Genomic DNA, 23,929 nt, shown 5'->3' on the forward strand with positions numbered 1-23,929 from the left:
GGATCGGCCGGAACCGCCACCCGAAATCCGATCGACCGGCGATGCGCCCTGCGATCCAGAGATCCCGCTGTGGACGATGCCGGAATTCCGGGCACCGTACGCGAGCCCGGAGTGATATGAGCGTGATGATCGAAATAGCCGACGGCACAACGGAATTAGATTTAACGTCGTGATCCGCCCGTGATCGGCACCATGAAGCGCCTCGCCTCGCGCGGGCGGTGTGCCGGTCGTCCCGCGCGCCGACTTCGGGAGCGAGGCATGGTGGGCGCCCTGTCCGTACGCGCTTCGACCGAGCCTCGGATCGGCCCTTGTCACCCGCCCTAAAGGCATTGCAGTCCAGGACCTTTCCTGAGATGAGCGCAGTTTGGTTGCTGGCCGGATGGTCGAGAGGCCCCACGCCGCCCATGCCGACCTCGGCCACGATCGTCGAGAATTCCGACGCCGTGACACCGGGGACACCGACTCCGGCGTGCCGGACCGGAAACGAGGTACCAGCCACAGTTGTTGGGCACCAGTCCATTTCACCGCACAGCCGTGCTGCCAGTTGGTCGTCGGAGCCATCGTCGTCGGCGCTGCCGGAGTGGGCCCGGTCCGCCGAATCACGTGCGCCGGAGGCCGAATCTGCCCACCCACGGGCCTCGCGCAAGCGTCACCAATAACGAATTCAGTGACGTGCAGCAAACTTTCAGCACAGTCGGAACCCGCAGGCGGCCCACACGTCCGGTCCGCACCGGACACGACTCGCTCGAGGCGCGAGCCCCGACGTCATCAAGGCCATTGATCACAGAATGGTCTCCCTCGGGCGAGTCCGCTCAATTGCGTACCAGCACCGCCTGATTCGCGCGCAGCAACCTCGATCTCGTGCGAGGCTGTAGGCCTCCGGACCTCGAGCCGGAGATTCAGCACGCTTTCGAGAGGGTGGAAAGATATGACAACTCCCGACGACCGGACGATGACCAACGACGACACGGCCGCCGCCGAGGAGACAACGACAGCTACCGAGGGCGAGGAGGCAGTGGCCGCAACCGAGACGGCCGCCACCGCCACCCCCGCCGCGGCGAACGGAGCGGCGCCCGCCGAGGGTGAACCGAAAGTCGAGGGTGAGGCTGGGGTTGCTGAAGATGCAGGGGCACAGGAGGTTACAGAAGAGTTGATGCAAGATGACGCGGCGGTGGTTGAGGTGCAACCCGAGCCGGAAGCAGCCACCGCGGTCACGCCCGAACCGGAGACGATCACCGAAGACGAAGCGCCGCAGAACGACCCGGCAACCACCACCGAGGCTGCGAGCACCCCCGAGAACTCGAAGGCCGCTGAGAACGAAGCCACCGCGACCGAGGAAGTCACCGACCACCAGCCCAGCGCCGAGGACCAGCCACCCGCCGAACCGGAGCCCGCTACCGATAAGGAAGCGCCGGAACCCGATTCCCCGGAACATACCCCGGACACATCCACGGCAGCCGACGAGGAACCCGCGTCCGAGATATCCGAGCCGGCCGAGGCCGACACCGAAGGCAGCGACGCGGCAGTCACCGAAGCACCTGCCGTTTCGGAGGCTGCGGCCGAAGGCGACCAGGCCGTTGCACCGGAAGCGACGACCGACAATGATGCGCCCACCGACGGCGAGGAAGTAGCCGAAGCCGCCACGGCAGAGTCGACAGCGACTGAAACCCAGACTGCGGAATCGCCTGCCGCAGACGTAGAGGCCGCCACCACTGAATCACCTGAACCGGCCGACGCCGGGGTGGAGATCGGCGGGGAGGCGGTCGCCGAGGCGTCGGCAGATGCCGAAGAGGCGACGACCGATGGGGACGCGCCCGCCGATAGCGACCAGGTCGACGAGGCCGAAGGAGAGGCAGCGGAGCGGGAGGGGGCGGAAGTCGCTTCCTCGGCGGATTCGCCCGGTGAGTCGGAGGCCGAGGCTGAGTCCCCTGCGGCCGAGGACATCGTAGAGGCCGAGCCGGTAGTTGAGGACGGACAAGCTGAGACGGCGGAGTCGGCCACCGAGACAGTCACGGACAGTGTGGAAGTGACGGAATCGGAAGCGACCGTAACAGAGGCCGACAACTCCGAGACGGACGAGCCGGCCGAAACCGAGCCCGCGACTGAGGATGTCGCGGTGGCGGAGTCGGCGGACAGTGTCGAGGCCGAACCGGTCGCTGAGGTCGTGGCTGTCGCAGACGAGGCGGTCGCTCAGGATGGAGCCGAGGCCGGTGTAGTCGAGGCCGGAGTAGTGGACCCCGAGGTACCCGTGCAGGAGGGTGAACCGGAATCGCCTGCTGCTGAGGAGAACACTGCCGCCGAAGCCGCGTCGGCGATCGACGGCGAGGAAGAAGAGACCGCCGAGGCGTCTGCGAACGCCGAGGCAGCCGCGGACGGCGAGGCAGCCGCGGACGGCGAGGAAGTGGCCGTCGCCGAACCGGAGTCGACGGACGACAGTGGTATCTCCGAAGTTGACGAGTCGGCAGAAGCTGAGGCCGAGGCGGAATCCGGCGCGGAGTCCGGGGCCGTGGCCGGCGCTGCGACCGCTACCGAATCGGAGGGCGAGGCGACAGCGGATGCTCAGCCCGAGCCGGAGGCCGAACTGCAGCCGGAGCTCGAAGCCGCGGCCGGGACGGACGCGGATACTCCGGTGGAACCCGTGTCGGAGCCCGAGTCCGTGGCACTCGACGAATCGGCACAGCCGGAGGCGGTGACCCCCGAGAGCGAGGAAGCGGTCGACGCCGAGCTCGCCGAGGAAGCGGCTGAGACCGAGGATGATACGCCCGAGGAGATCGCCGAGACCAACGCCGTCGCACCGGACCAGCCCGAGTCGAACACCGAAGACGAAGCAGAGGTGGAAGCCACCGCCGAGGACAACCCGGAGCCGGTCACTTCAGCGGAGCCGACGACCGAAGCCGCGGCCGCCGGAACTACACCTGAGGTCGAGGAACAAGCCTCCGGTGAGGGTGATTCGGTAGCCGAAGCGACCGCGGAGGGCACGTCCGAAGCGGATCCCGAACCGGACGACACGGGCGCGGTCCAGGAAACGGCCGAGCCCGAGGACGATTCGACCGAGGAGGCCGCGGAGGCCCGGACCGTCGCCGAGGGGAGCTCCGAATCGGACGCGGAAGCAGAGCCCATAGCCGAGGTAGGAGCTGCAGAGACAGCGCACCCGGTCGCGGAAATGGTTGAGGGTGACGGTGATTCGGTAGCGGACACTACGGCAGATACCGAGGTCGAGGACACCGAAGCGCAACCGCAGCCGGACACCGAGCCGGTTGCTGAAGACGCCCCCGAAATCCTCGTGGAGCCGGTCACCGACGACGACTCCGCCGAAACTGTCGAGGAAACAGTTGGGGCCGTGGACGATTCGATCGACGTACCCGGAGAAGCCGAAGTCATCGAGGCACAGCCCCCCGCAGAGGACCGACCGGAGACCGACGCCGAAGCGGACGCAGATGTAGAAGCCGCCGCCGAACCCGTCGCCGAGGACGAGGCAGTGGCCGAGCCCGCCGCCACCGCCGAGGAAGCCGTTGACACCGAGGGCGATTCGTCCGAGGCGATCGTCGAGCCCCACGCCGTCGACGAGGACCAGCCGAAGTCGGAGTCCTCGGCAGATGCGAACGCGGTAACCGTCGCGGAGGAAGCGGTTGCCGAGCCCACTGCCGACACAGAGCCGGGTGTGGAAGACGCCCCCGAAATCCTCGTGCAGGAGGTCACCGACGACAACTCCACCGAAGTGGTCGAGGAAGCGGTCGGGGCCGACGATGATTCGGCCGAAGCGCCCACGGGATCCGATGCCGAGGCGCCCGCGCCGGCCGAAGCGACCGCGGAGCCCGAGCCGGTTGCCGATGCAGCACCGGCAGCCGATGAGGACATGGTTGCCGGGACGGACTCGGAGGCCGACTCCGAGGCGGCTGCCCCCGAGTCGGCTGACACAGTCGTGGACGCGGTAGAAGGTGAGGGTGATTCGGTAGACGAGACCACAGAGACCCCGGCCGTAGCCGACGTCGCACCGGACTCGGAGGTCGAACCCGAGGCGCCCGTCGAGGCGGAAGCCGACGACGACTCGGCCGAAACGATCGGCGAAGCTGTTGAAACCGAGGCCGACTCGACCGAGCAAGTCGACGACGCACAGTCCGTCACCGCGGACGAGCCGGACTCGGAGGCGGATACGGAAGCCGAACCCGCCGCCGCGGCTGCGACCGAGACCGGACCCGATGCCGAGGCGGAAGCAGAACTCGGAACCGCCCCCGCGCCGGTTACTGCGGCCGATCCCGAGGCTGCAGACGCGACCGACGCAGACCCCGCAGAGACGGCCGACGCAGTCCGAGTGCCCGCGCAGAAGACAGCACCGGGTGCGAAGGTAGAAGCCGCCGAGCCCGCTACCCTCGAGAACAAGCCGGTTACCGAAGCCGAGCCCGAACTCGTCGTCGACGAGGCCACCGACGGCGACCCCGCTGACGTTGTCGCGGAAGCGGTTGCGACCGAGGATGATTCGGTCGAAGCGTCCACGGAAGCCGAAGCCATCGCGGAGCCTGAGCCGGTTACCGATGCAGAACCGGTGGCCGAGCAGGACGTTGAGGCCGGGGCGGACTCGGGTACTGACGCCGAGCCCTCGGCCGTGGCGCCTGCCGACGGGACTGCGGACAACGCTGCGGAAGCGGTGGAAGGTGAGAGTAATTCGGTAGGCGAGACAACGGACACCCAGGCCGTAGCCGAGGTCGCGCCGGACGCGGAGGTCGACCCCGCGCCTCTCGCCGAGGAGGTCACCGACGACAGCTCCGCCGAAACCGTCAGCGAAGCTGTTGAGACGGATGCTGATTCGACCGAACAGGTCGAAGAGGTGCAAGCCGTCACCGCGGACGAGCCGGACTCGGAAGCGGATACGGAAGCCGAACCCGCCGCCGAGGCTGTGACCGAAGCGGGGCCCGATGCCGAAGTGGAGGCAGAGCTCGAGACCGCGCCGGAGCCGGTCGCTGCGGCCGATCCGGAGCCTGCAGAAGCGGCCGTGGCGGTAGGAGCGCCCGCACCTGACTCCGAGGCCGATCATCCCGTTCACGAGGTGACCGGCAACGGGTCCGGCGGTTTGGTCGCGCCGGGCGTTGGGGCTGGGGTGGCTGTGGCAGTGGTTGTGGGCGAGGTGGAAGCCGCGCCCGTTGTGGTGGTCGAGCCCAAATCAGAGGTCGGCGCGGAAACCGTGCACGTGACCGAGGCGGAGACCGTGCATACGGCCGACGCGGAAGTTGTGGACACAACCGAAGCAGAAACCGTGCACACCGCCGAAGCGGAGACCGAAGTGCCGCAGGCGGATCGGAGTTCGTCCGGCGAGCATGAGGTCGCTGCGGTGGCGGAGTCCGCGGGCGCTGCGGACGTCGAGCACGAGGCGGACGTCGAGCACGACGCGGAACTCGAACCCGAGGCCGATGTCGAGCACGTGGCGGACGCCGCGGCCGTGGCGGTCGGGACGCGGGATCTGGTGGCCTACTCGAGTTCGGTGGTGCTGGCCGAGAAGCCGGCGGCGGCGAGCGACGGCGCCGGGGCGATCATCAGTGAGCAGGCGGCCACGATCAGTGATCAGGCCAGGATGATCGCGAAGCTGGAGCGTCGGGTGCAGGCCCTGGAGACCATTATCAAGGCCCAGGAGGCGCAATCCAGTTCGATGGCTGGGCTCGTGACGGCCTATCGGAATGAATTGACCAGTCTCACCACCGATCTCATGGATCTGTAACCACGCCCGAACACTGGGAGGCGCCGTGTGCGCACGGCGCCTCCCAGCTCGACACGGCTCGTACCAGCGCCCAGGAATCGGCCAGGGGCGGCACTATCATGATCACCGACCGATGGACGTCTTCGTCGCGAAGGAGCACGCCATGGACCGGCGCATCAGTATCGAGCCCGTCATCGACCACGAGTACCTGGTCCGCGTGGAGAACGGCGCCGACGCTGCCGAATCCCAATTCGTGGTCGCCCCGGACGTTCTCGCCGAGCTCGGATTCGGCCCCGCGGACGAGCGACGCGTCGTCGAGCAGACCGCCGCGTTCCTCCTCGAGCACCAACCGGTCATCGACTTCCCGCAGCTGGTCTACCTCGACGAGGTCTCGGCCGCCTACGACGCCTACGCCACCGAACTGCGGCGTCGACTGAGCTGAACAGGAATGGCCGGACCGCATCCGGGTCGAGGGGTCATCGGCGAGCCGAATCCTCTCGAACAATCTCGAAACGCAGATCGGTGATCTGACCGGAATCATCGCCTCGCACCTTCCGAAGCCGCACCGGCCCAACGCCGTCGAACAGCCGAACCCCGCCGCCGAGCAGGATCGGCACCAGATGCACGACAATCTCGTCCAGCAGACCGAGCTCGATACATTGGCGAGCCAGATCCGCGCCGAAGATTCCGACCGCACCGGCGCCGGCCGCGGCCTGCGCGGTGGCGACCGCATCGGCAACGCCACCGGACAGAAAGCGAACGCGCGGATCCTCCGGCACCTCGCCGGGCCGGTGGGTCAGCACGAACATCGGGCCGCTCCACATTCCGCCGTAGAGTTTCCGGTCCCCCTCACCCAGCCGGTTCCCGAGGTCGTAACCGCGCCGGCCCGACAGCACCGCCCCGGTACGTTCAACTGTCTCCATCCCGAGCCGCCCCGCCGAACCATGGCCGAACATCCACTCGACGGAGTCGTCCGCCGGTGCGATGAAGCCATCCAGCGACATGGTGATGTGCCAAAGAACTTTCGTCATGTGGAGGCAGACGGACCACACCGCGCAGAATCATCGGCCCGCCGGCAGCAACGCTAGTACTCCAGCCGGACTTCGTGATCACGGTGTGAATCGGATCGGCGCTGGTAGTGGCTGGTCCGGGCGCGGTGTTGGTGTCGGCGACGCCAGGTGGACCACCGCAGTCGGTGTCCGATCGTGTGGGCTGGCTGGATCAACACGGCATAGAGGTGCCGAATCTCGTTGCGGGTGAACGCGATCAACCCGTCGGTGAATGTTTCCAGCTCGCGTTGACCGGCGGCGAGGATGGACAGGAAGGCGTGGGCGAGCAGGAAATTCTCTTCGGTCGACCAGAGGTCTACGACAACGCTCCGCACGGACTGCACCTGACCCACGGCGACCGGCTCACCGCGGACCTGCTCGACTTCATCAAGAACTGACTCGAAAAGAACTGACTCGAATCGATATTTGGCTTCGAGACTGCGGTAGCAAAGCTGTGAACGGGGTAAACAACGTTGGCCCGGTCCTAGTCACTCTGTGTCCGGCTGCTGTCCGACCTCGCGTACCCATAGCCACTCGGTGAGGTGTGCGACCGTGCAGGCAGCCCACCTGACCGGTGTCACTCATCCAAGCCGGAACCTTAGTTGGGTGACTTCCAGTCCGGTTCGCGCCCGAACCAGCCGGCGAGGCGGTCGTAGGCGGGGGCATCCGGGGTGACGGCGACCTCGAGTCCGAAAGCTTTGTCCGGACCGCGAAATTCGGGACGCAGCAGCCGCCGTGACCAGGTCAGGCTGTGCTCGGCGAGTTCCGGGTCCAAGGTGGTGCGCTGGTCGGTGGCACGGGTGAGATCCCAAGCGTGTACGGCCAGTTCAGCGATCTGCTGGTCCAGCCGACCACGCAGAGGAGCTTCGCCGTCGCCGGCCGGGACCAGCTGGTCGAGGTCGGCACCGCGCCATATCTCGAGCAATGCGGCGGCGCCGGTGCGGAACTGCCCAGCCCAATCGCTGTGGAGCTCGTCGGCCGGTGCCTGCCAGTCCACCATCTCGCCGCGGGCCGACACCGCGAAGTCTCGGAGATTCTGGCCGACGATGTGCCGAACCAGGGCGTGGACGTCCCAGCCTTCGCATGGGGTCGGTAGCCCCGATCGACCGGCCCCGATCGCCGCGATAGCCTCGGCCATCTGCGTCAACGCCCGCTCCAGGCGCTCAACGGTCGCGTCATAGTCGTTCATGGGTGTCGATTCTCCTCAGCTGATCGCCCAGGTCTTGGAAAAACCCGTCACGCCGGGACCGGATGACCCGAATGTTCCAGTGCCGCGCCGGTCAGGTCCGGGGAAACGGAGCAGGAGCAGTCCCACCTCTGCGTTCCGGGCCCACTCAGCGCCGAGCGGAGTCACCTGTCCCCATCGTTCCTGGACCGGTGCGAGCCGGGGATGCCCCCGGCTCGGCCTGGACCGGGTGGGTGAGTTGTCATGCGCCGGTGAGTGCTTCGTGCCAGCGGGCGGTGTCGGTGTATTGATGCAGCCAGCGGATACGGCCGTCGGTCACCCGCCACAGATGGGCGAACTCGGCTTCGTAGTGGCGGCCGGTCGCCCGCGCGGTGCCCCGATAGTGGCCGGTGACCACGATGGTTGCGGTGCCGGATTCATACCACTCCTCGTCGTAAGGCGCGGTGTCGAAGTCCCGGAAGACCGCACCCCAGATCCGGGTCAGCGCCTGCTGCGGACCGTGAAAGCTGCCCCCGGCCGCACACGGCATGCCCGGTGCGACGTGGGCATCGAAGTCGGGATGGAGCACGGCGAGGATCGCGGCGGCGTCGTGCTGTTGTGCCGCACGGTAGAACGCCTTGACCACATCGGTGGAGTTGGGCATCTACACTCCTTTTTAGAATTTGTGTTCTAGAATGAAGGCACTATAACCGACGAGGAGATGAGATGGGAAGACCCGCGAAGTTCACCCGAGACCGGATCCTCGACGCGGCGGGGGCGCTGGCCGCTGAGGGCGGTGCGGCCTCGATCACCATCGCGTCGATCGCAGCGCGGCTCGGGGGACCGGTAGGCTCGGTGTATCACCGGTTCGCGTCGCGGGATCTGCTGCTGTCGGCGTTGTGGCTGCGAACGGTGGAGCGGTTCCAGGAGGGCCTGTTAGCGGCGTTGGCGGCCGACGATCTCGAGCGCGCCGCCCTGCACACCCCGCGCTGGTGCCGCGAAAATCCCGTTGACGCAACACTTCTGGTGCTGCACAGACCGGAGGATCTGGTACCTCGCTGGCCCGACGAGCTGGCCGGCGCACGAGCCGAGGTGAACACACGCCTGATCGATGCGCTGCGAGCCTTCGTCGAGCGCAACCGTGGAATAGATGACACGAGTGTGTTGTTCGCGGTCGTCGATGTCCCGTACGGCGCGGTACGGCGGCATCTGCTCGGCCGCGAAACGATTCCCACACGGCTCGACGAACTCATCATCACCACCTGCCGCGCCGTGACGGGCACCCAGCAGATTCGTTGAGCGTGGCTTGCAGGGCTGGATTGGTACTCGACGAACATGATCGCGTTCACCCGCAACGAGATTCGGCACCTCTATGCCGTGTTGATCCAGCCGGCCCACACGATCAGACACCGACTGCGGTGGTCCACCTGGCGTCGCCGACACCAACACCGCGCCCGGACCAGCCACTACCAGCGCCGATCCGATTCACACCGTGATCACGAAGTCCGGCTGGAGTACTAGGCTTCTCCGGCAGATTCGTGCAGCCCGGCATTCACATACCTCGACGCCGACCGGTCGACCTCGAGCAAGTTGTCCGACCTCATCCCGCGGGCCCAGCCGTACATCGGAGAAGCTTGATACCCGAGCAGACGCTGGGCTTTTTCCGGCAATTTTCGTGCCGCTTCGGGTGGAATCGTAATCAGCTGGTTTTCTTGCTGGACCAGCCAGTCGACTCCCAGGGCGCAGATGAATCCGGTTCTGGGACTCCGGGTTTTATTGGCTGCGCCGGCGTGCAACGTCGTGCCCAACCACATCGCTACCGACCCACTGGGCATCTCCGCACGGACGATTTCGTGTTCCTGCGCCGACCGTTGTTCATCCCATAGATGACTTCCGGGTACCATCCGCGTCGCGCCGTTCTCGAGCGTGAAGTCGGTACCTGCCCACATTGCGAACAATACATACTCCGCCTGCACCGTGTCGTACGGAAGGAACGGCCGGTAGATGTCCATTTCCCGGTGGAGAAACTGGTTCACACCCCCGGCCGGTATGCGCATGCCGGTACTGATCTGGACCCGATAATTGTGGCAGCGTGGAGCGAGTATGCGATCCGCGACACTCAAGAATATCGAATTGAGTAGAAGCGTCTCGGCATAAATCGGATCGATGCCCAGCAATCCGGGGACCGCCTGGACCGTATACTTCTCGCCATCCGAAGGCCTGAAATCGTCGGCGCTGAATTCCGGCTCTATCGTATTCATAAGTTTCGAGACCGTGTCGCTGTCCAACACGTTGGTCACAATCGCCAGCCCGTGCGTCTTCAGAGCCGACGCAATATCGTCGACTCCAGCGTCGTCGACAGGGTACGAAAATCGATAATTCATAGCGGATACCTCACGGCTCGACGGGGTCGTTGTGGGTGCTCTGGGGCACCTACCGGGCTGTCGTCCTGTCCTCGAGCCGGGAGACCATGTGCAGGGCCGCCTCGACCGGGTTCTCGCTCGGAGGGTCATTCGAGCCGGCGCCACTCGCCTCGTTGAGAGCGTTGATCTTCTGATTCCAGTCGTCCCAACCGGCGAATTCGATGGTCTTCTCGGGACGATACTCGGGAATTGGGCGGTACGTGTTTATATTCGATGCGGCACTGCCGCGAGCCAGCAGCGGGTTCAGATACAAACCGTCGCTGGCGAGACGGGTATTCGCGGGCATGTAGCCGATGTCGAGGCCGCAACGCCGCTTGTCGGATGTATTCGCCGCCGAGGAGTGCAGAATGTTGGGATGGTGGATCGAGACATCCCCCGGCTGGAGTTCGATATCGACGATGCCGTGGCGATCGATCATTTCCTCCACCACGCGTTGGTCGCACGAGGAGAACAACAGGTTGGGCACGTCACGTCGCTCCGAGATATCCTGAAGAGGCAGGGTGTGCGTGCCCGGAATGATGCGGAGACAGCCGTTCTCGACTGTGCTGGCATCCACCGCGAGCCATACTGTCAGCGCCTGCATCGGATCGAGATTCCAATACGCACCGTCCTGATGCCACAGCACGGCGTGACCGTCGACAGGGGGTTTGCACACGTAGTGCGCAGTAAAGCAAGCAATATTCGGCCCCAGCACCGCGTCGGCTATGTCGAGCAATGCAGGCTCGAGGATCATCCTGCACCAGAATGCGTCATCGCGAATCAATGGGTGATGGAGATGCTCGGGCCGCAGCTCGGGATACTTCGCCACGAGCCAATCGACATGTTCCCGTACCTCGCCGATCAGGTCGGGAGGAACCACGTTCCTCATGATGGCGTATCCGTCGGTCTCGTACGCCAGGGCGGCCTGTTCTATCTTGTTCATCGGTTCGCTCCGTCAAGAGAAGCCAGCAGCTCGGGCAGTTCGGCGGCGACCTGCGCGGGGCTGGGACGCGTTGTGTTGTGTTCCGCCAGGTTCTCGGCCGCGGCCTGCCAGCGCGGTTCGGTGAGCAGTTCGTGCACTTGCGCGGTGACGGTCTCGAGATCTGCGATGGCTCCCCCGCCGGCCGCGGCGAGTCGTGTGGCGTTGAACCGCTGATCGACTACGGCCGGCAGGATCAACTGGGGCACCCCGGCGGCGAGTGCGGTCATGGTCGTTCCCGCGCCCCCTTGATGCACGACGGCCCGGCAACTCGGCAGCACCACGTGCAGCGCGAGCGCATCCGCGAATCGCGCGTTGTCTGGCAGCGAACCGAATCGCGGACGGGACCGGGGATCAACGGCGATCACGACCTCGACGTCCAGCTCGGCCAGCGCCTCGACCACCCCGGGCGCGAGAAACAGGTCCTCGCGATCTACTTCGGACATCAGGGTTCCCCACGTGACGCACACCCGTGGGCGGGCCGGCGGATACCGTAGCCACAGTGGGTGTTCTGCGACGCCGTTGTAGGGCACGAACCGGATGGGCCGGCGTGGCGAGCGGCCCGGCGGCAGCTGCATCGCGGGCGGGCACGGGTCCAGCACCAGGTCCGAGTCCTCGCGGAGCCGGTCGATTCCGAACCGCCGGACCAGCTCTCCGGTCGCGACCGCATCCTGGACCGGAGTCATTTCGGTGAAGTCGGCTCCCCACAGGTGCTTGACCACGGGGACAGCCAATACCTGCGCGGCCACTGCCGCGGCCAGGTTGAACGGGTCGTGCACCACCAGGTCCGGCCGCCAGAACCGCCCGAATGCCACGAGATCATTCACCGTTTCCTCGGCGTAGCGCGCGACCACGCCGTCCGAAGTGATCGCTTCACTGCCTTCCGCGTGGTCGCCGCCGATTGCGCTGGCGGAAAACAACTCTGCGAAATCGAGGTCGGGGCCGACGGCGACTGCGGGCACTCCGGAGCCGGTGATGGCCGGTAACAGATTCGGCTGGCCCGCGACCCGCACCTCGTGCCCGGCGGCCAGCAAGCCCCACGCCAAGGGAACCATCGGATAATAATGGGAGCGCCATCCCCACGTGCTGATCAGTACTCGCATGTCAGCACCTCGACCACCGCAGCCGACAGCACCACTCCCGGTGCCTGCGCGAGCAACAGCACATGATCCCCCGGCCCCACCTCGCCGCTGGCGATCAGGTGTTCGAGGGCCAGGAACTGGTCGCTGGCGCCGCAGTGCCCGATGCGCCTGCCGAAGTCCCATGTCGACTTCCCCATGTCCAAGCCGAGCGAGGCCATGATCCGATGTTCGATCACCTCACCGGAGTGGGCCTCATGGGCGACCTTGGCCAGATCCTCGATCCCGATGCCGGCCTCCGAAACCGCCTTCTCCACCAGTTCGCGCATGAGAACCGGCAGCTGCGTCAGTGGATGGATACCGTCCGCCCCGTTGGGGCGGGTATACCTCAAACGCGCGGTGAAGTCCTGCGCGAGACCGAGGGTGACGGTGGGCGGGAACATCGGTTCCCCGCGGCGATGTATCTCCTCGCCCTCGGGCACACCGAGTGTGCACACCGAAAGTACCCGCGCGATACCACGTTCGGTCGACAGTGCAACGGCGACAGCGGCATCTCCGGCGATCACGCCCGGGTTGATCCGCCACCGGTCGATCAGCGGCGTGCCGTAGTTGTCGGCTGCCACCAGCAGGGCGCTGTGCCGTGCCGGCTCGGCGCGCAGGTAGCAGCAGGCCAGTTCGAGCGCGTCGAACATGCCGGCGCACCCTTGATGGACCGCCATCGCGGGCACTGCGCCACCGACGAGATGTCGTCGCAGATACGACTGGGGTAGCCAGCCGTCCGGCCCCTGGTGCCACGTATTGGTGTAGAGCAGAAGGGCGAGTTCGGTCGGCTCCAGGTCGGCACGCTTCACAGCCGCCTGAGCCGCTTCCAGTGCCATATCCGGCGCAGGGCGGTCCCCCGCGATCGCCACGCCCAGGTACCCGTGCGCCTCGGCTTCCACAGCGGGATAGAGGCCGTCCGCGACTGCGCGTTCCACCGTCATGGTGGGCGGAACGACCGAGCCGACTCCCGCGATGTAGACGTCCGCGATTCGCATAACAATTCTCCAATTCTCGAAAGGGTCCCGGCCCTAGACGGCCGGCACTACCGCATCGGATCGCGGATTCGCCTCGCGCGCAGACGAAGACAGCAGCTCTGCCACGTGCTCCGCGATGGCGACCACGGTCGGCGTGTGCCAGAGCAACGTGGCCGGAAGCCGGCACTCGAACCGCTTCTCCAAGCGCCGGCGCACCATGACGGTCAGAATCGAATCCAGCCCCTGCTCCGCGAGCGACCGTGTGGGAGAAAGGTCGGCGGGGGCCAGCCGCATCTCCTTGGCGATATGTGCCCGAACCTCCTCGGTGAGCTTGTCCAGCAACTCCTTCGGATCGAGTGTGGCCAGCTCGTCCGCCTCCTCCGCGGAGGCGGCCGGATACTCTTGCAAGGCAACAAGTTCGGTCAGCACCGACAGCCCGCGTTCCAGCAATTCCGGACTGGCGCTCCGGAACACCAGGCAGGCGCCGAGCCCTCGTCCATCGGCAGCAGCCCAGGCCGCTACCGCGTCAGCCTGGCCGATTTCCTGGTCGGCCAGGACGCCCACGCTCAACGCACGCTCGCCCTGCCCGGCGCGGTGCAACGCGAGAGCGTCGACCAGGGCGCATGCGGCGCCGTCCGCCGGTAGCGCGGGCACACCGAGCGCTTGCTCACCCGACGTGAAGAAGGTGAGAAAGTCCAGGGTCTGCACGGGGAAAAGCTCATGGAGCAACCACGGGCCGTAGGCGCGCGACCGCAAGGCCGGCACCTCCTGCGCATCGCGGTCGGTGATCGGCGGTTCGCCGGCGGGCGCTGTGACACAGACGATTCCACGGATGGCCGGCAACCCGTACCAGTCAGGATCTGCGAGCTCGGCAACCTGGGCCGGATCGGCGATGTCCAGGTCGACGACACGGACCGTGACACCCCGGGCTTCCAGTGCACGCACACCGTCGACCTGGCTCCGCACCCGTTCATCGACAGCGGACTCCCACCGCGCACGCGCGGGGAACTGCTCGGGCATCGCGAACAGAATTCGCCTCGCGCCCAACTCGACCAGTCGATCGGCCGCTGCCAGGCCGAGCGGAGTCGGCCCGCCGACGACCAGGTAGGTGGCCTCGGGACGACACCGCGCGGGCGGGTCGGCCGGCTGAGCAACCACGCCCGCCACCCTGGGCACGTGCGGCTGTCCCTGCCGCACCGCGACCACGGCCTCGTCGAGCGCCGAACCGATCAGGTCGAGCACGATTCTCGCGGTGCCCGACGGCTCGGCGGCAGCGAGTCCGTCCAGGTCGATCAAGCCTCCCCGCAACCCCCGGCCCGCGCCCGTAACCGTCCGGCTGAACCCGGCTGCCACCGCACCCGCCGGAGCGAACTCGGGCTCGGCAACTCCTCCCGTCCGCACGGCGCCGGTGGTGAGACACCACAGCCGAGTCGAGGAGGTCTCGGCCAGCCGCTGAGCGGCACCGATGAGCACACTGAGCTGTGCCTCGGCGGCATCCCAGGTCGCCGCCACCGGAAGTATCAGCAGGACGTCCGTATCGGCGAGGTCGCCCGCCTGGTCGAGGTCGGCGACCAGACGAGCGGTCCGCCCCACCGCGTCCGCCCGCGCGATCACGTGGTCGGTCATCGTGTCTCGGCGGCCCACGAGGAGCAGCGGTCGGTCCGAGCGCGAACCATCCGCGTGATCCAATGGGCGCCATACGAGTTCGTGCACCAGCGCCCGCTTGTCGGAGACGCCGGCGTGCTCGGCGCCGATGACCGCGTACCGCAGGCCGGTGATCCTGGCCGACACCGTGTCATCGGGCCCGATGACGGTGGCGTCCACCGCATCCGGGCGGTCCGCCCGTACCGCGATGTCGATCACGGCGGACTTCGGTGGCTCGCCCCGCACGGCGATCTCGTCCGCCTCGACGACCATGCGAAGCACCGGCGCACCCGGGTAGGCGACGGGCGCGAGGCTCATCACCGCATCCAGCAGGGGCGCCCAGGTGGACAGATCTTCCCGTTCGAAGGTCACCGTGCCGCGCAACGCACCACGGCCGCGCAGGAGTTCCACCACCGTCCAGTCGAAACCGGTCGATGGGACACCGACCGCACTGAGCCGATCGTGCACCATGGTGACCGGAACCTTTTCCAGCGAGATGGCAGGCAGCGGCCCGCTCGACAGCTCACCGGATGGTGCCGCGGCCGTCGCCTCGACATGCGTCACCCAGCCATGCCGCGGGTCGGCATTCTCGGCGCGGGAGGCCAACCGGACGGAGTCTCCGTCCAGCACCACCTGAATATGCCTGTGCTCGGCGGTCATCAGTGGGCTGTGCATCGCGATCCCCCGCAGTGCGGGTGGTGGCGAATCCGGCGCGGCAGCCTCGAAGAAGGAGCTGAGAAACACCGCGGCGGGCACGATCTCGACACCGTTGATGCTGTGGCTTCCGGGGTACGGGCGGGTGCTGTCGTCGAGGCTGCTCTGCCACACCCGGATCGGACTGCCCACGACGGTCGTCTCCGCGCCCAGCAGAGTGTGGCTGTCCGGGTCGTGCTGCGCGGCCGTGCCGACGCTGAGCTGCGGGCGCCACCACAGGGACCGGTGTCGCCACGGGTTCACCGGGGCGTCTATCAGGGTGCCGGTCGGATACAACCGGGACCAGTCGATCGGGAAACCGTGGCAGTGCAGCGCGCCCAGGGTGGAAAGCAGTCGCCGCCGTTCGGACCGGTCGCGTCGCAGCGTGCCATCGACGAAAGCGCATTCGGTCCCGAGCTCGGACAACGTTTCACTGATCGAATGCATCACCACCGGGTGCGGCGAGATTTCCAGGAACGCGCGGTACCCGTCGCCGGCCGCCACGGTCACCGCGTCGACAAGTCGCACCGGATTCCGCAGGTTGGCGGCCCAGTACGCACCGTCGAGGAGCGGGACGCTTCGTGAATCGGGTAATGCGGTGGTATAGAACGGTATTCGCGGCGACGCGGGACGTAACTCGGATACCGCCTCGGCCAGTTCGGCCGCAAGTGGGTCCATCCGCGGGCTGTGAAACGCCACGTCCGAGACCACCCGACGGATCACCACGCCCTGCGCCCGCCACTCCTCCAGCACGACATCGAGCGCGTCCGGGTCACCCGAGACCACGGTGGAGGTGGGCGAGGAGTGGATCGCGGCGCACAGCCCCGGGCGATCGGTCAGACGGCTCTCGACCTCGGCGAAGGGCAGGCCGACCATGGCCATCGAGCCCGACCCCGCCTCCCGGCGCAACAGCATGGAGCGACGGCAACTCAACCGGGCTCCGGCCGTCAGGTCGAGCGCACCTGCGGCCACCGCGGCGGCGATCTCACCGACCGAATGCCCGATCACCGCGGCCGGGGTGACCCCGTAGCTTCGCAATACCTCGGCCAGGCCGACCTGCATCGCGAAGATCATCGCTTGAATCCGGCTCACGTCATCGAGGTCGCCGCTCGCCAGCGCCTCCCGCGGTGTGAAACCGATCTCCTCGGCGAACACCGGCGCCAATTCGTCCAGTACCGCCGCGAAGGCGGGCTCGGTGGCCAGCAGCTCTCGGCCCATTCCGGCCCACTGCGAGCCGTGTCCCGAAAACACCCACACCAGACCGTCGTCGCGGCCCGGAAGAGGCACGCCGGTCGCCACGTCGTCCACCGGCTCGTCCTTGGCGAGGGCGCCCAGCTTCTCGATCAAATCCGCCTCGCCCGAGGCGATTACGGCCGCGCGATGCTCGAGGTGGGATCGCCGAATCGCCAGGGTGTGTGCGAGCGAGTCGAGCGGGATCTCCCCCGGCCGCATCGACAACCAGCCCGCTAGATCGTCGGCTCGACGGCGCAACGCCTCCTCGGAGGCGGCGGACAGGACGAACATCCGGCGGCCCGGGGACTCGGATGATCGCGGCGGCAACGACTCGGTCGGGGCCTGTTCGAGGACGATGTGCGCGATGGTGCCGCCGTAACCGAATCCGGACACGCTCGCCCGACGCGGCTGCGCGGCCTGCGGCCACGCCATGTGTGCTGTCGCAATCCGTAACCCGTTGTCCTGCCATGGAATTGCGGGGTTCGGCACGGAAACCAATGGGCTGGCGGGGATTTCGGCATGCCAGAGGGCGAGCACGGCCTTGATGACGCTGGCCACGCCCGCGGCCCCCTCCAGGTGGCCGATGTTGGTCTTCACCGAGCCGATGAAGCAGCCGTCGTCGGCACGGTCGACGCCGTACACGGCGCTGAGTGCGGCCGCCTCCTGCGGGTCGCCCAGCAGAGTTCCGGTTCCGTGCGCCTCGACGAACCCGACGGTCCGCGGATCGACACCGGCGTTCCGGCACGCCAGTGCCATCACGTCTTCCTGCGCGGCGCGGTTGGGCGCCATGATGCCGTTGGTGTATCCGTCCTGGCTTACCGCGCTACCACGGACGACCGCCAGCACTCGGTCGCCGTCGCGCTGGGCGTCGGCCAGCAATTTGAGCACGACCACCCCGCAGCCTTCGCCGCGCCCATAGCCGTCGGCAGTGGCGTCGAACGCCTTGGAGCGTCCGTCGGAGGCGAGCGCGCCGGCGAGATCCAGAGTGATGGTTTCTCCCGGAGAGAGCAGCAGATTCACCCCCGCCACGAGCGCGAGGCCGCTTTCCGACGAACGCAGACTCTGGCACGCCAGATGCAGTGCGACCAGGGACGCCGAGCACGCCGTGTCGACAGCGAGGCTCGGCCCACGCAGGTCCAGCGCGTGCGATATCCGGTTGGCCACCGCACACCGAGCCGCACCGATGCCGGTCCAGGCGTCCATGTGGACCACATCCTCCAGCAACCGGCGGCGGTAGTCGTCGGTACACGCACCGACGAACACGCTGGTGTCGCTGCCGGCGAGGGAACGTGGCGGAATACCGGCGTGTTCCAACGCCTCCCAGGCCACCTCGAGCAGAATTCGCTGCTGCGGGTCCATCAGCTCGGCCTCGCGCGGCGACACCCCGAAGAAGTCCGCGTCGAATCCGTCGATTCCACTCAGGAAACTGCCCCGGCGCACGGTGCTCCGCAGTACCGAGGCGTGCCGCGCGCCGAGCTCCGCATAAGAGCGCCAGCGATCCTCCGGAATGTCAGACGTGGTGTTGCCGCCACTACGCAGCAACTCCCAAAAAGCGACCGGATTATCGGCATCCCCTGGCAGTCGACAGCCGATCCCGACCACAGCAATCGGCACCGCGCTCGATTCGGTAGCAGTGAACGATCCGTGCATATTCAGCCCTTCCGACATCGGCGGCAGAAAATCTCATCGGTCCATCCGACCGGCAACTCGGCAGACGGATTACATAACTCGATGGGCCATAACTCCATGGCACATACCATGTGTTGATGTAATATATCTTCCCAGAGGTGGCCGGTCAAGGCTTAGCGGCCAATCATGTTGGGGGTTAGCGGATTTCGGCTGAGCGGCGCGAGAGACGTTCGCAGTCCGGGGAATCCGCCAGCCGCAGGAAGGATCTGGAGTGGCTGACATGCTGGGAAGATCGAGTGGCGTTGCGGCGTGGGAGCCCGACGACCGGTACACCCTGGACGTACCCGGAGCGCGCCTGAGCTACCACGTGCGCGGCAGCGGCCCCCTGCTGCTGCTGATCCCGGGCGGGCCGGCGGGCACGTCGGTCTACGACGACATCGCGCCGGTGCTCGCCGAGCACTACACGGTGCTCACCTACGACCCGCGCGGCCTGTCCGCGTCCACCCTCGACGATCCGAGCCATGACATCACGGTCGAGACGCAGGCCGACGACGCGCACCTGTTGCTGCGCGAGGTGACCGCCGAGCCCGCGTACGTGTTCGCCAGCAGCGGAGGGTCCAACACCGGCCTGGCACTGGCGGCGGCGCACCCCGAGCAGGTGCACACACTGATCGTGCACGAGCCGCCGATCACCGAACTGCTGCCCGACCCCGAGGCGCAGCGCGCGCACAACGCCGACATCTACCGGACCGCGCACACCATCGGTATCAGCGCGGCAGTGCGAAAGTTCCTGCCGGACGCCGGTTTCAACGTCCCCGACGATCCGGACCCGGCGGCGTCGGCCGCGATCGCAGCGATGCGGGAGCACTTCGAGGCCTTCTTCGGCTCGGCGAACCTGGAGGTCTTCTTCGGCCCGATGTGGCACTCGCTCGCCGGCTACACACCGGATCTCGACGCGCTGCGCGCCATACCGGCGCGGGTCGTGATCGGGATCGGCACTACGTCGGAAGGCCAGTTCGCCTACCGGACGGCGGTGCTGCTCGCCGAGCGACTGGGCCTGCGGCCCGTGGTGTTCCCCGGTGATCACGGCGGAATGTTCGGCGCGCCATGGGAATTCACTGAACGATTGCTGGACGTGCTCGCCGGGCAGACGGACGAGCACCGCGAGCCGCGGCGGTCCACAGATGTCCGGCTCGTCGGCCGCGAATCACGGGCCGGGTAGCCGCTGGATCAATTCGATCATCGGGGCCGGCAGGCGTTGGGCAGCAGCGCTAGGCTTCTCCGGCAGTGTCGACTTCGAAGGTGTTGAGGAAGTTGCAGACGAGTTGATAGAAGCCGACGGTGAGAACGAAATCGGCGAACCCGGTCACCGACAACATCTCCACGGCGTGATCGCGGTCGGCGCCATCGAGCGTGTGTTCCGCGAGCAGCCGGTCCGTCCAACGGATCACGGCCACCTCCTGCTCCGACAGCCCGCGGGTGACCCCGGTGCCCGCGGCCTCGATCGCGGTGTCCCCCAGTCCGACCGCGCGCGCGAAACGCTCGTGGTGGTGCAGTTCGTAGCGGGATCCGTAGGCGTGCCCGACGCGCAGGATGGCCAACTCCCGCAGCGCCATCGGCATCGAATTCGTCTGCAGCATCGCATCGGCCATCGACAGGAAGCTCACGGCCATTCCCCTCGAATGCGCGACCATTCGATACACGTTGGCCTGGTGGGTGGCCAGGGCCTTGCGCAGATCCTCGGGCAGGGTGGCGGTGTCGGGGTATTCGAGGGCGGGCATCGTTGTCGTTCCCTTCGTGCTCAGCGGAGTTTGTCGACTTCGCCGCGGATGGGGTCGCTGCCGTCCCAGTCGGCCGCGACCTCTCGGATGTATTGGAAGAAAAGGCCTTTGGGGCCGCTGATGTCGGATATTTCGATGACGTGCCCGAAAGTCTGCTCGGTGTCGAGGTAGGCGAAGCGACCGAGCTCGCCTCCGATGGATCCCTCGTGGCCGACCTCGTATCCGAGGCCGATCGCCCTGTCGTACAAGGCCTGGTAGTCCTCGGTCCAATACGCGATGTGCTGCAGGCCTTCCCTGCCGGAGTCGAGGAATTCCTTGTACAGCGACGGGGCGTCGTCGCGGGGCTGGATCAACTCGATCTGCATGTCGCCCGAATTGGCAAGGGCCACACCGAACTTCGCAGGCGAGTCGACACCTCGGTACCGAAAGAAATCGGTCTGTACCTCGTGAACATAGAACCACGGGCCGATGCCCTGATTTATCCACCGGCTCATTTCGGTGTCGATATCGCGGACGACATAGCCCATTTGGGCGATCTTCCCGAAGATGCGGCTCATCGATTCGATTCCTTCTCTGTGCGGATGATTCCCGGCGAACCCGGTGATTCACCGATCGGTGCGGACGCCCAGCTGAGCACGGCGCAGCAGCTCCGGGTCGTGGGCGTTGACCAGCAGTAGCTCCGATGCCTGCGCCGCCTGCAGTTCGGCGAGACGTTCGTGATTGGCTCGGACCCGCGGCATGTCGTGGGCGACAAGCCTCTCCATCGCGGTCAGGGTGCGGGGCACATGCCCGGTCCCGTCGATCTGACCGTGGTGATAGAAGGCATCGCCCGCGTGCACGATCCACCGCTCGCCGGTGTCGACGGCGACAGCGGCGTGTCCACGACTGTGACCCGGCAGCGAGATCATGACCACGCCCGGTGCGATTCCGGAGAGCTCCTCGGCCGCGGCGAAGCCGCGCCAGGCCTCGCCGGCGCCTGGCGTGTGCCGCACGTACACCGGGCCGTGGTCTCGCTGCGAGGCCAGGTAGCGGCTCCTCTCCACCAGACTCCGCGGATGCAGTGCCGCATCTGCCTCGTCGTCCGTGAGATGGATTCTGGCCCAGGGAAAGTCCGCCAGGCCGCCGACATGGTCCGCATCGAAGTGAGTAAGCACGATATCGCGCACATCGCGCGGGTCGAACCCCAGGCGCTCGACCTGCCTGACGGCGGCCTCGTTCTCATCGAATCGCGGGCGGACGTAGAAGCGAGCGGGCCCGAACCGGGCTCCGGGGTCGGCGGCGTCGCGCAGACCCAGCCCGCTGTCGACGAGAGCCAGGCCGCGGTCCGTTTCGAGCAACAGGACGTGGCAGACCAGGCCTCCGGGGGTGCGCGGTGGGCGCATGGTTCCGCAGTTGAGGTGGTGGACCTTCATCGGATCGCACCGGCGTGGGCGTCGGCGAAGGACAGGACCAGCTTGCCGGTGGCCGCGTTCTCGCGCAGACGGCGGGCGGTGTCGCGGGCGTCCCACACCGGGTGGACGCTGTCCAGCCGCGGCGAGATCGTTCCCTCGGCCACGGCGGGCAGGACACGATCGGCAAGGGCCGCAACGACATCGCCCAGCTCGTCGGGTGTGCGGACGCTGAAGGTGGTGCCGAGCAGTCGTTGCCGCCGAAATGCGATGGCGTCGAGATCGAGTTCTGTTGTCGCACCGGCAAGTCGGCCGATGCTGAGGATCGTGCCCCCGACGGCGGTGGCGGCGGGCAGCCGGGCGAAGAGTTCTCCGCCGATGTGATCGAGGGTGATGCGGGCGCCCTTGCCGTCGGTCGCGGCGAGCACGGCCGCCGGGACATCCTCGCGGGAGGTGTCGATCGCGACGTCGGCTCCGGCCTCCCACAGGGCCCGACGCTTGCTGTCATTGGTGGTCGTGGCGATGACCGTGCCGGCGCCCAGGGCCTTCGCGAGCTGAATGCCGATCAGACCGATCGAACTGGTGCCGCCGACGATGAGAACCGCATCTCCGGAATCGAATCCGGCCTGGGTGACCAACGCGTCGTGCTCGGTGATCAGCCCGACGGGCAGGGTGGCAGCGGCCTCGAAATCCATGCCCTCGGGAATCGGAACGACCAGGCGGGGATGGCACAGCGCGTAGTCGGCGAAGGCGCCGATGGTGATCCCCATGACCCGGGTACCGACCGGCAGATGGGGCGCGAGCGGGCTGGGCTGATCGACCACGCCCGCCAATTCCATGCCGGCGACGAAGGGGCCCGTTCCCTGCGAGTTCGCGGTGTAGCTGCCCTCCAGGGCGTAGAGGTCGGCGCGATTGAGACCGGCCGCCATGACCCGAACGCGCAGGGCGCCGGGCTGTTCGGGAACCTCGCGGTCTTCGAGGATCCAGTCGGCTCCCTTCCCACCGATGAGTGCACGCATGTGTTACTCCTGAAATTCGTCGTATCGAGGGTCAGTCGCCGGACGCGGATCCGTGGGTGATGTGGCCGTGACTGAACGTCGGGTGCGTACCCGGGTTGGTCCACATGCCGGTGAGCTCGCTGGACGGGAAGAACTGCAGAAATCGCGAGTCGGCCTGGCTGCGGTCGGCAAGAGTCTTCTCAAGGACGATCGAGTTGTACTGATCGGCTGTGGTCTCGATCGTGTTGGCGTTGAGGACGACCTCCTGGTCCCACTGCCGGGCCCAGCGCGCCAGCCCCGGTAGCCGGGAGTGCTCTGGTGTCAACGCCTCCGCCGCGATCACGTTCTCACTGCTCACCCAGATTCCCGTCGAGGTGTTCAGCACCAGGCTCTGATTGCCGAACACGTGGCCCGGCGTCTTCACCACGGCGACACCGGGGCCCAGCAGCACCGAGCCCTCGATGGGCGCGAATGCTTCGGCGGGCACATCGCGGTAGGTCGCGGGTTGATACCACGGCTTCTGCAGGGGATGCAGCTCTGCCATTCCCGCCAATTCATCCTGCTGCACAATCACTTTCGCGTTGGGAAAGATCGCGGACGGCGTGGCGTCGAGGTCGTCCTGATGCGCGGTGGCGCCGATCCAGCGGCGCAGGTCCTGGGTGTGGAGGTGGTCGAACATCAGGTAGTCGACCTCCTCCCGCCCGATTCCCAAGCGCGCCAGATGGTTCAGGACCGTGCCATGCTCGCGGACCATGCGCCGTTCGATCAGGTCCGGGGTGTGCCGGGAGAGATTGTCGAAATACGGTGTGTAGCGGCCGAGTTCGACATCGGAGGGCTCGAACAGCAGGGTGCGGCGGCGGCCGCCGGAGTCGCGCCAGCGGATCACAAGCATCCGGTTGGTGATCGACAGGAAGGGCGCGATCGCCCTCGACGCCCGGAACAGGCCGAACCGCGTCGGATACGGCAGCGTCACCAGATCGCAGGTGACGACGCTGTCGGGCGTGCCCGTGGCGGGGAATTCACGGCGAAACGCGAGCGCCTGTTCGCGTACGACGCGCAGGCGGGCGCCGGGGCCGCCCTCGCCCCGAGCCGGATCGGTGAGGGCGTCGATGTGGTCTCCGACGGTCGGCAGATCTGCGACGTCGGATGTGCCCCAGGGGAAACGCATGTCGGACTCCAATATC

Annotated in this window: 18 protein-coding genes; 5 read left to right on the forward strand and 13 right to left on the reverse strand. The window is 67.0% G+C overall.

The genetic code is table 11. The features are described 5' to 3' along the window. Positions 1-928: 928 nt before the first annotated feature. Positions 929-5,710 carry a hypothetical protein gene (locus tag ABH933_RS38535; protein WP_429419538.1) on the forward strand — a complete coding sequence of 1,594 codons (4,782 nt, stop codon included), beginning with the start codon at positions 929-931 and terminating at the stop codon, positions 5,708-5,710. 112 nt (positions 5,711-5,822) lie between these two features. Further along, the gene (locus ABH933_RS38540) at positions 5,823-6,131 is read left to right on the forward strand and encodes a hypothetical protein (RefSeq protein WP_429419536.1); all 309 of its coding nucleotides are present in this window, start codon (positions 5,823-5,825) and stop codon (positions 6,129-6,131) included. A gap of 34 nt (positions 6,132-6,165) precedes the next feature. Here the strand turns inward: ABH933_RS38540 and ABH933_RS38545 are convergent, their stop codons facing one another. Beyond that, positions 6,166-6,720: a dihydrofolate reductase family protein gene (locus tag ABH933_RS38545; RefSeq protein WP_429419534.1), complete on the reverse strand. Its 555-nt coding sequence runs from the start codon at positions 6,718-6,720 to the stop codon at positions 6,166-6,168. Between the two features lie 176 nt (positions 6,721-6,896). Here ABH933_RS38545 and ABH933_RS38550 point away from each other — a divergent pair, with 176 nt between their 5' ends. Continuing rightward, positions 6,897-7,136, forward strand: a complete 240-nt coding sequence (locus tag ABH933_RS38550; RefSeq protein WP_429419533.1) for a hypothetical protein — start codon at positions 6,897-6,899, stop codon at positions 7,134-7,136. A gap of 200 nt (positions 7,137-7,336) precedes the next feature. On the opposite strand, the gene ABH933_RS38555 is transcribed toward ABH933_RS38550, so the two are convergent. Further along, positions 7,337-7,927 carry a TIGR03086 family metal-binding protein gene (locus ABH933_RS38555; RefSeq protein ID WP_429419531.1) on the reverse strand — a complete coding sequence of 197 codons (591 nt, stop codon included), beginning with the start codon at positions 7,925-7,927 and terminating at the stop codon, positions 7,337-7,339. Positions 7,928-8,165: 238 nt separating this feature from the next. Next, positions 8,166-8,567, reverse strand: coding sequence for a nuclear transport factor 2 family protein (locus ABH933_RS38560; protein ID WP_429419529.1), 402 nt, complete (start codon positions 8,565-8,567; stop codon positions 8,166-8,168). Between the two features lie 62 nt (positions 8,568-8,629). On the opposite strand from ABH933_RS38560, the gene ABH933_RS38565 reads away from it, so the two are divergent. Then, positions 8,630-9,202, forward strand: coding sequence for a TetR/AcrR family transcriptional regulator (locus tag ABH933_RS38565; RefSeq protein ID WP_429419527.1), 573 nt, complete (start codon positions 8,630-8,632; stop codon positions 9,200-9,202). Between the two features lie 218 nt (positions 9,203-9,420). Here ABH933_RS38565 and ABH933_RS38570 read toward each other — a convergent pair whose 3' ends face one another. The 5 genes from ABH933_RS38570 to ABH933_RS38590 are packed head-to-tail and all read right to left on the reverse strand — an operon-like array spanning position 9,421 to position 18,617. Continuing rightward, positions 9,421-10,287 (reverse strand): phytanoyl-CoA dioxygenase family protein, encoded by an 867-nt coding sequence (locus tag ABH933_RS38570; protein WP_429419526.1) that lies wholly within the window; start codon positions 10,285-10,287, stop codon positions 9,421-9,423. A gap of 49 nt (positions 10,288-10,336) precedes the next feature. Next, entirely contained in the window at positions 10,337-11,248 is a 912-nt protein-coding gene (locus tag ABH933_RS38575) for a phytanoyl-CoA dioxygenase family protein (RefSeq protein ID WP_429419525.1), read from the reverse strand. Continuing rightward, positions 11,245-12,387 (reverse strand): nucleotide disphospho-sugar-binding domain-containing protein, encoded by a 1,143-nt coding sequence (locus ABH933_RS38580; protein ID WP_429419523.1) that lies wholly within the window; start codon positions 12,385-12,387, stop codon positions 11,245-11,247. Before ABH933_RS38580 ends, ABH933_RS38575 begins: the two co-directional genes overlap by 4 nt. Continuing rightward, on the reverse strand, positions 12,375-13,400 hold the full coding sequence (locus ABH933_RS38585; protein WP_429419521.1) for a ketoacyl-ACP synthase III family protein: 1,026 nt from the start codon (positions 13,398-13,400) through the stop codon (positions 12,375-12,377). Before ABH933_RS38585 ends, ABH933_RS38580 begins: the two co-directional genes overlap by 13 nt. Before the next feature lie 33 nt (positions 13,401-13,433). After that, a complete protein-coding gene (locus ABH933_RS38590; RefSeq protein WP_429419518.1) occupies positions 13,434-18,617 on the reverse strand; it encodes a type I polyketide synthase in 5,184 nt (1,727 codons plus the stop codon). Positions 18,618-18,858: 241 nt separating this feature from the next. Between ABH933_RS38590 and ABH933_RS38595 the strand changes: the two genes are divergently transcribed. Beyond that, positions 18,859-19,800: an alpha/beta fold hydrolase gene (locus ABH933_RS38595; RefSeq protein WP_429420186.1), complete on the forward strand. Its 942-nt coding sequence runs from the start codon at positions 18,859-18,861 to the stop codon at positions 19,798-19,800. A gap of 49 nt (positions 19,801-19,849) precedes the next feature. Here the strand turns inward: ABH933_RS38595 and ABH933_RS38600 are convergent, their stop codons facing one another. From ABH933_RS38600 to ABH933_RS38620, 5 genes are read right to left on the reverse strand one after another with little or no spacing between them, the layout of a single operon-like run. Then, complete coding sequence (locus tag ABH933_RS38600) at positions 19,850-20,359, reverse strand: carboxymuconolactone decarboxylase family protein (RefSeq protein WP_429419516.1); 510 nt, start codon at positions 20,357-20,359, stop codon at positions 19,850-19,852. Between the two features lie 20 nt (positions 20,360-20,379). After that, the gene (locus ABH933_RS38605) at positions 20,380-20,916 is read right to left on the reverse strand and encodes a VOC family protein (RefSeq protein WP_215917062.1); all 537 of its coding nucleotides are present in this window, start codon (positions 20,914-20,916) and stop codon (positions 20,380-20,382) included. A 48-nt stretch (positions 20,917-20,964) separates the two neighbouring features. Next, the gene (locus tag ABH933_RS38610; protein WP_429419514.1) at positions 20,965-21,771 is read right to left on the reverse strand and encodes an MBL fold metallo-hydrolase; all 807 of its coding nucleotides are present in this window, start codon (positions 21,769-21,771) and stop codon (positions 20,965-20,967) included. Next, a complete protein-coding gene (locus ABH933_RS38615; protein WP_429419512.1) occupies positions 21,768-22,766 on the reverse strand; it encodes a quinone oxidoreductase family protein in 999 nt (332 codons plus the stop codon). The genes ABH933_RS38610 and ABH933_RS38615 overlap by 4 nt, the downstream gene beginning before the upstream one ends. A 31-nt stretch (positions 22,767-22,797) precedes the next feature. After that, positions 22,798-23,913: a hypothetical protein gene (locus ABH933_RS38620; RefSeq protein ID WP_429419510.1), complete on the reverse strand. Its 1,116-nt coding sequence runs from the start codon at positions 23,911-23,913 to the stop codon at positions 22,798-22,800. Positions 23,914-23,929: the final 16 nt, after the last annotated feature.

The sequence above is a fragment of the Nocardia sp. GP40 genome (assembly GCF_050434125.1).
GTDB lineage: Bacteria > Actinomycetota > Actinomycetes > Mycobacteriales > Mycobacteriaceae > Nocardia > Nocardia albiluteola.

What these genes read in the sequence shown, in the direction of transcription:
- ABH933_RS38580 (WP_429419523.1), bottom strand. Translation starts at nt 12,387, where the DNA reads ATGCGAGTACTGATCAGCACGTGGGGATGGCGCTCCCATTATTATCCG.
- ABH933_RS38600 (WP_429419516.1), bottom strand. Translation starts at nt 20,359, where the DNA reads ATGCCCGCCCTCGAATACCCCGACACCGCCACCCTGCCCGAGGATCTG.
- ABH933_RS38545 (WP_429419534.1), bottom strand. Translation starts at nt 6,720, where the DNA reads ATGACGAAAGTTCTTTGGCACATCACCATGTCGCTGGATGGCTTCATC.
- ABH933_RS38610 (WP_429419514.1), bottom strand. Translation starts at nt 21,771, where the DNA reads ATGAAGGTCCACCACCTCAACTGCGGAACCATGCGCCCACCGCGCACC.
- ABH933_RS38560 (WP_429419529.1), bottom strand. Translation starts at nt 8,567, where the DNA reads ATGCCCAACTCCACCGATGTGGTCAAGGCGTTCTACCGTGCGGCACAA.
- ABH933_RS38595 (WP_429420186.1), top strand. Translation starts at nt 18,859, where the DNA reads ATGCTGGGAAGATCGAGTGGCGTTGCGGCGTGGGAGCCCGACGACCGG.
- ABH933_RS38540 (WP_429419536.1), top strand. Translation starts at nt 5,823, where the DNA reads ATGGACGTCTTCGTCGCGAAGGAGCACGCCATGGACCGGCGCATCAGT.
- ABH933_RS38575 (WP_429419525.1), bottom strand. Translation starts at nt 11,248, where the DNA reads ATGAACAAGATAGAACAGGCCGCCCTGGCGTACGAGACCGACGGATAC.
- ABH933_RS38605 (WP_215917062.1), bottom strand. Translation starts at nt 20,916, where the DNA reads ATGAGCCGCATCTTCGGGAAGATCGCCCAAATGGGCTATGTCGTCCGC.
- ABH933_RS38535 (WP_429419538.1), top strand. Translation starts at nt 929, where the DNA reads ATGACAACTCCCGACGACCGGACGATGACCAACGACGACACGGCCGCC.
- ABH933_RS38555 (WP_429419531.1), bottom strand. Translation starts at nt 7,927, where the DNA reads ATGAACGACTATGACGCGACCGTTGAGCGCCTGGAGCGGGCGTTGACG.
- ABH933_RS38565 (WP_429419527.1), top strand. Translation starts at nt 8,630, where the DNA reads ATGGGAAGACCCGCGAAGTTCACCCGAGACCGGATCCTCGACGCGGCG.
- ABH933_RS38570 (WP_429419526.1), bottom strand. Translation starts at nt 10,287, where the DNA reads ATGAATTATCGATTTTCGTACCCTGTCGACGACGCTGGAGTCGACGAT.
- ABH933_RS38615 (WP_429419512.1), bottom strand. Translation starts at nt 22,766, where the DNA reads ATGCGTGCACTCATCGGTGGGAAGGGAGCCGACTGGATCCTCGAAGAC.
- ABH933_RS38590 (WP_429419518.1), bottom strand. Translation starts at nt 18,617, where the DNA reads ATGTCGGAAGGGCTGAATATGCACGGATCGTTCACTGCTACCGAATCG.
- ABH933_RS38585 (WP_429419521.1), bottom strand. Translation starts at nt 13,400, where the DNA reads ATGCGAATCGCGGACGTCTACATCGCGGGAGTCGGCTCGGTCGTTCCG.
- ABH933_RS38620 (WP_429419510.1), bottom strand. Translation starts at nt 23,913, where the DNA reads ATGCGTTTCCCCTGGGGCACATCCGACGTCGCAGATCTGCCGACCGTC.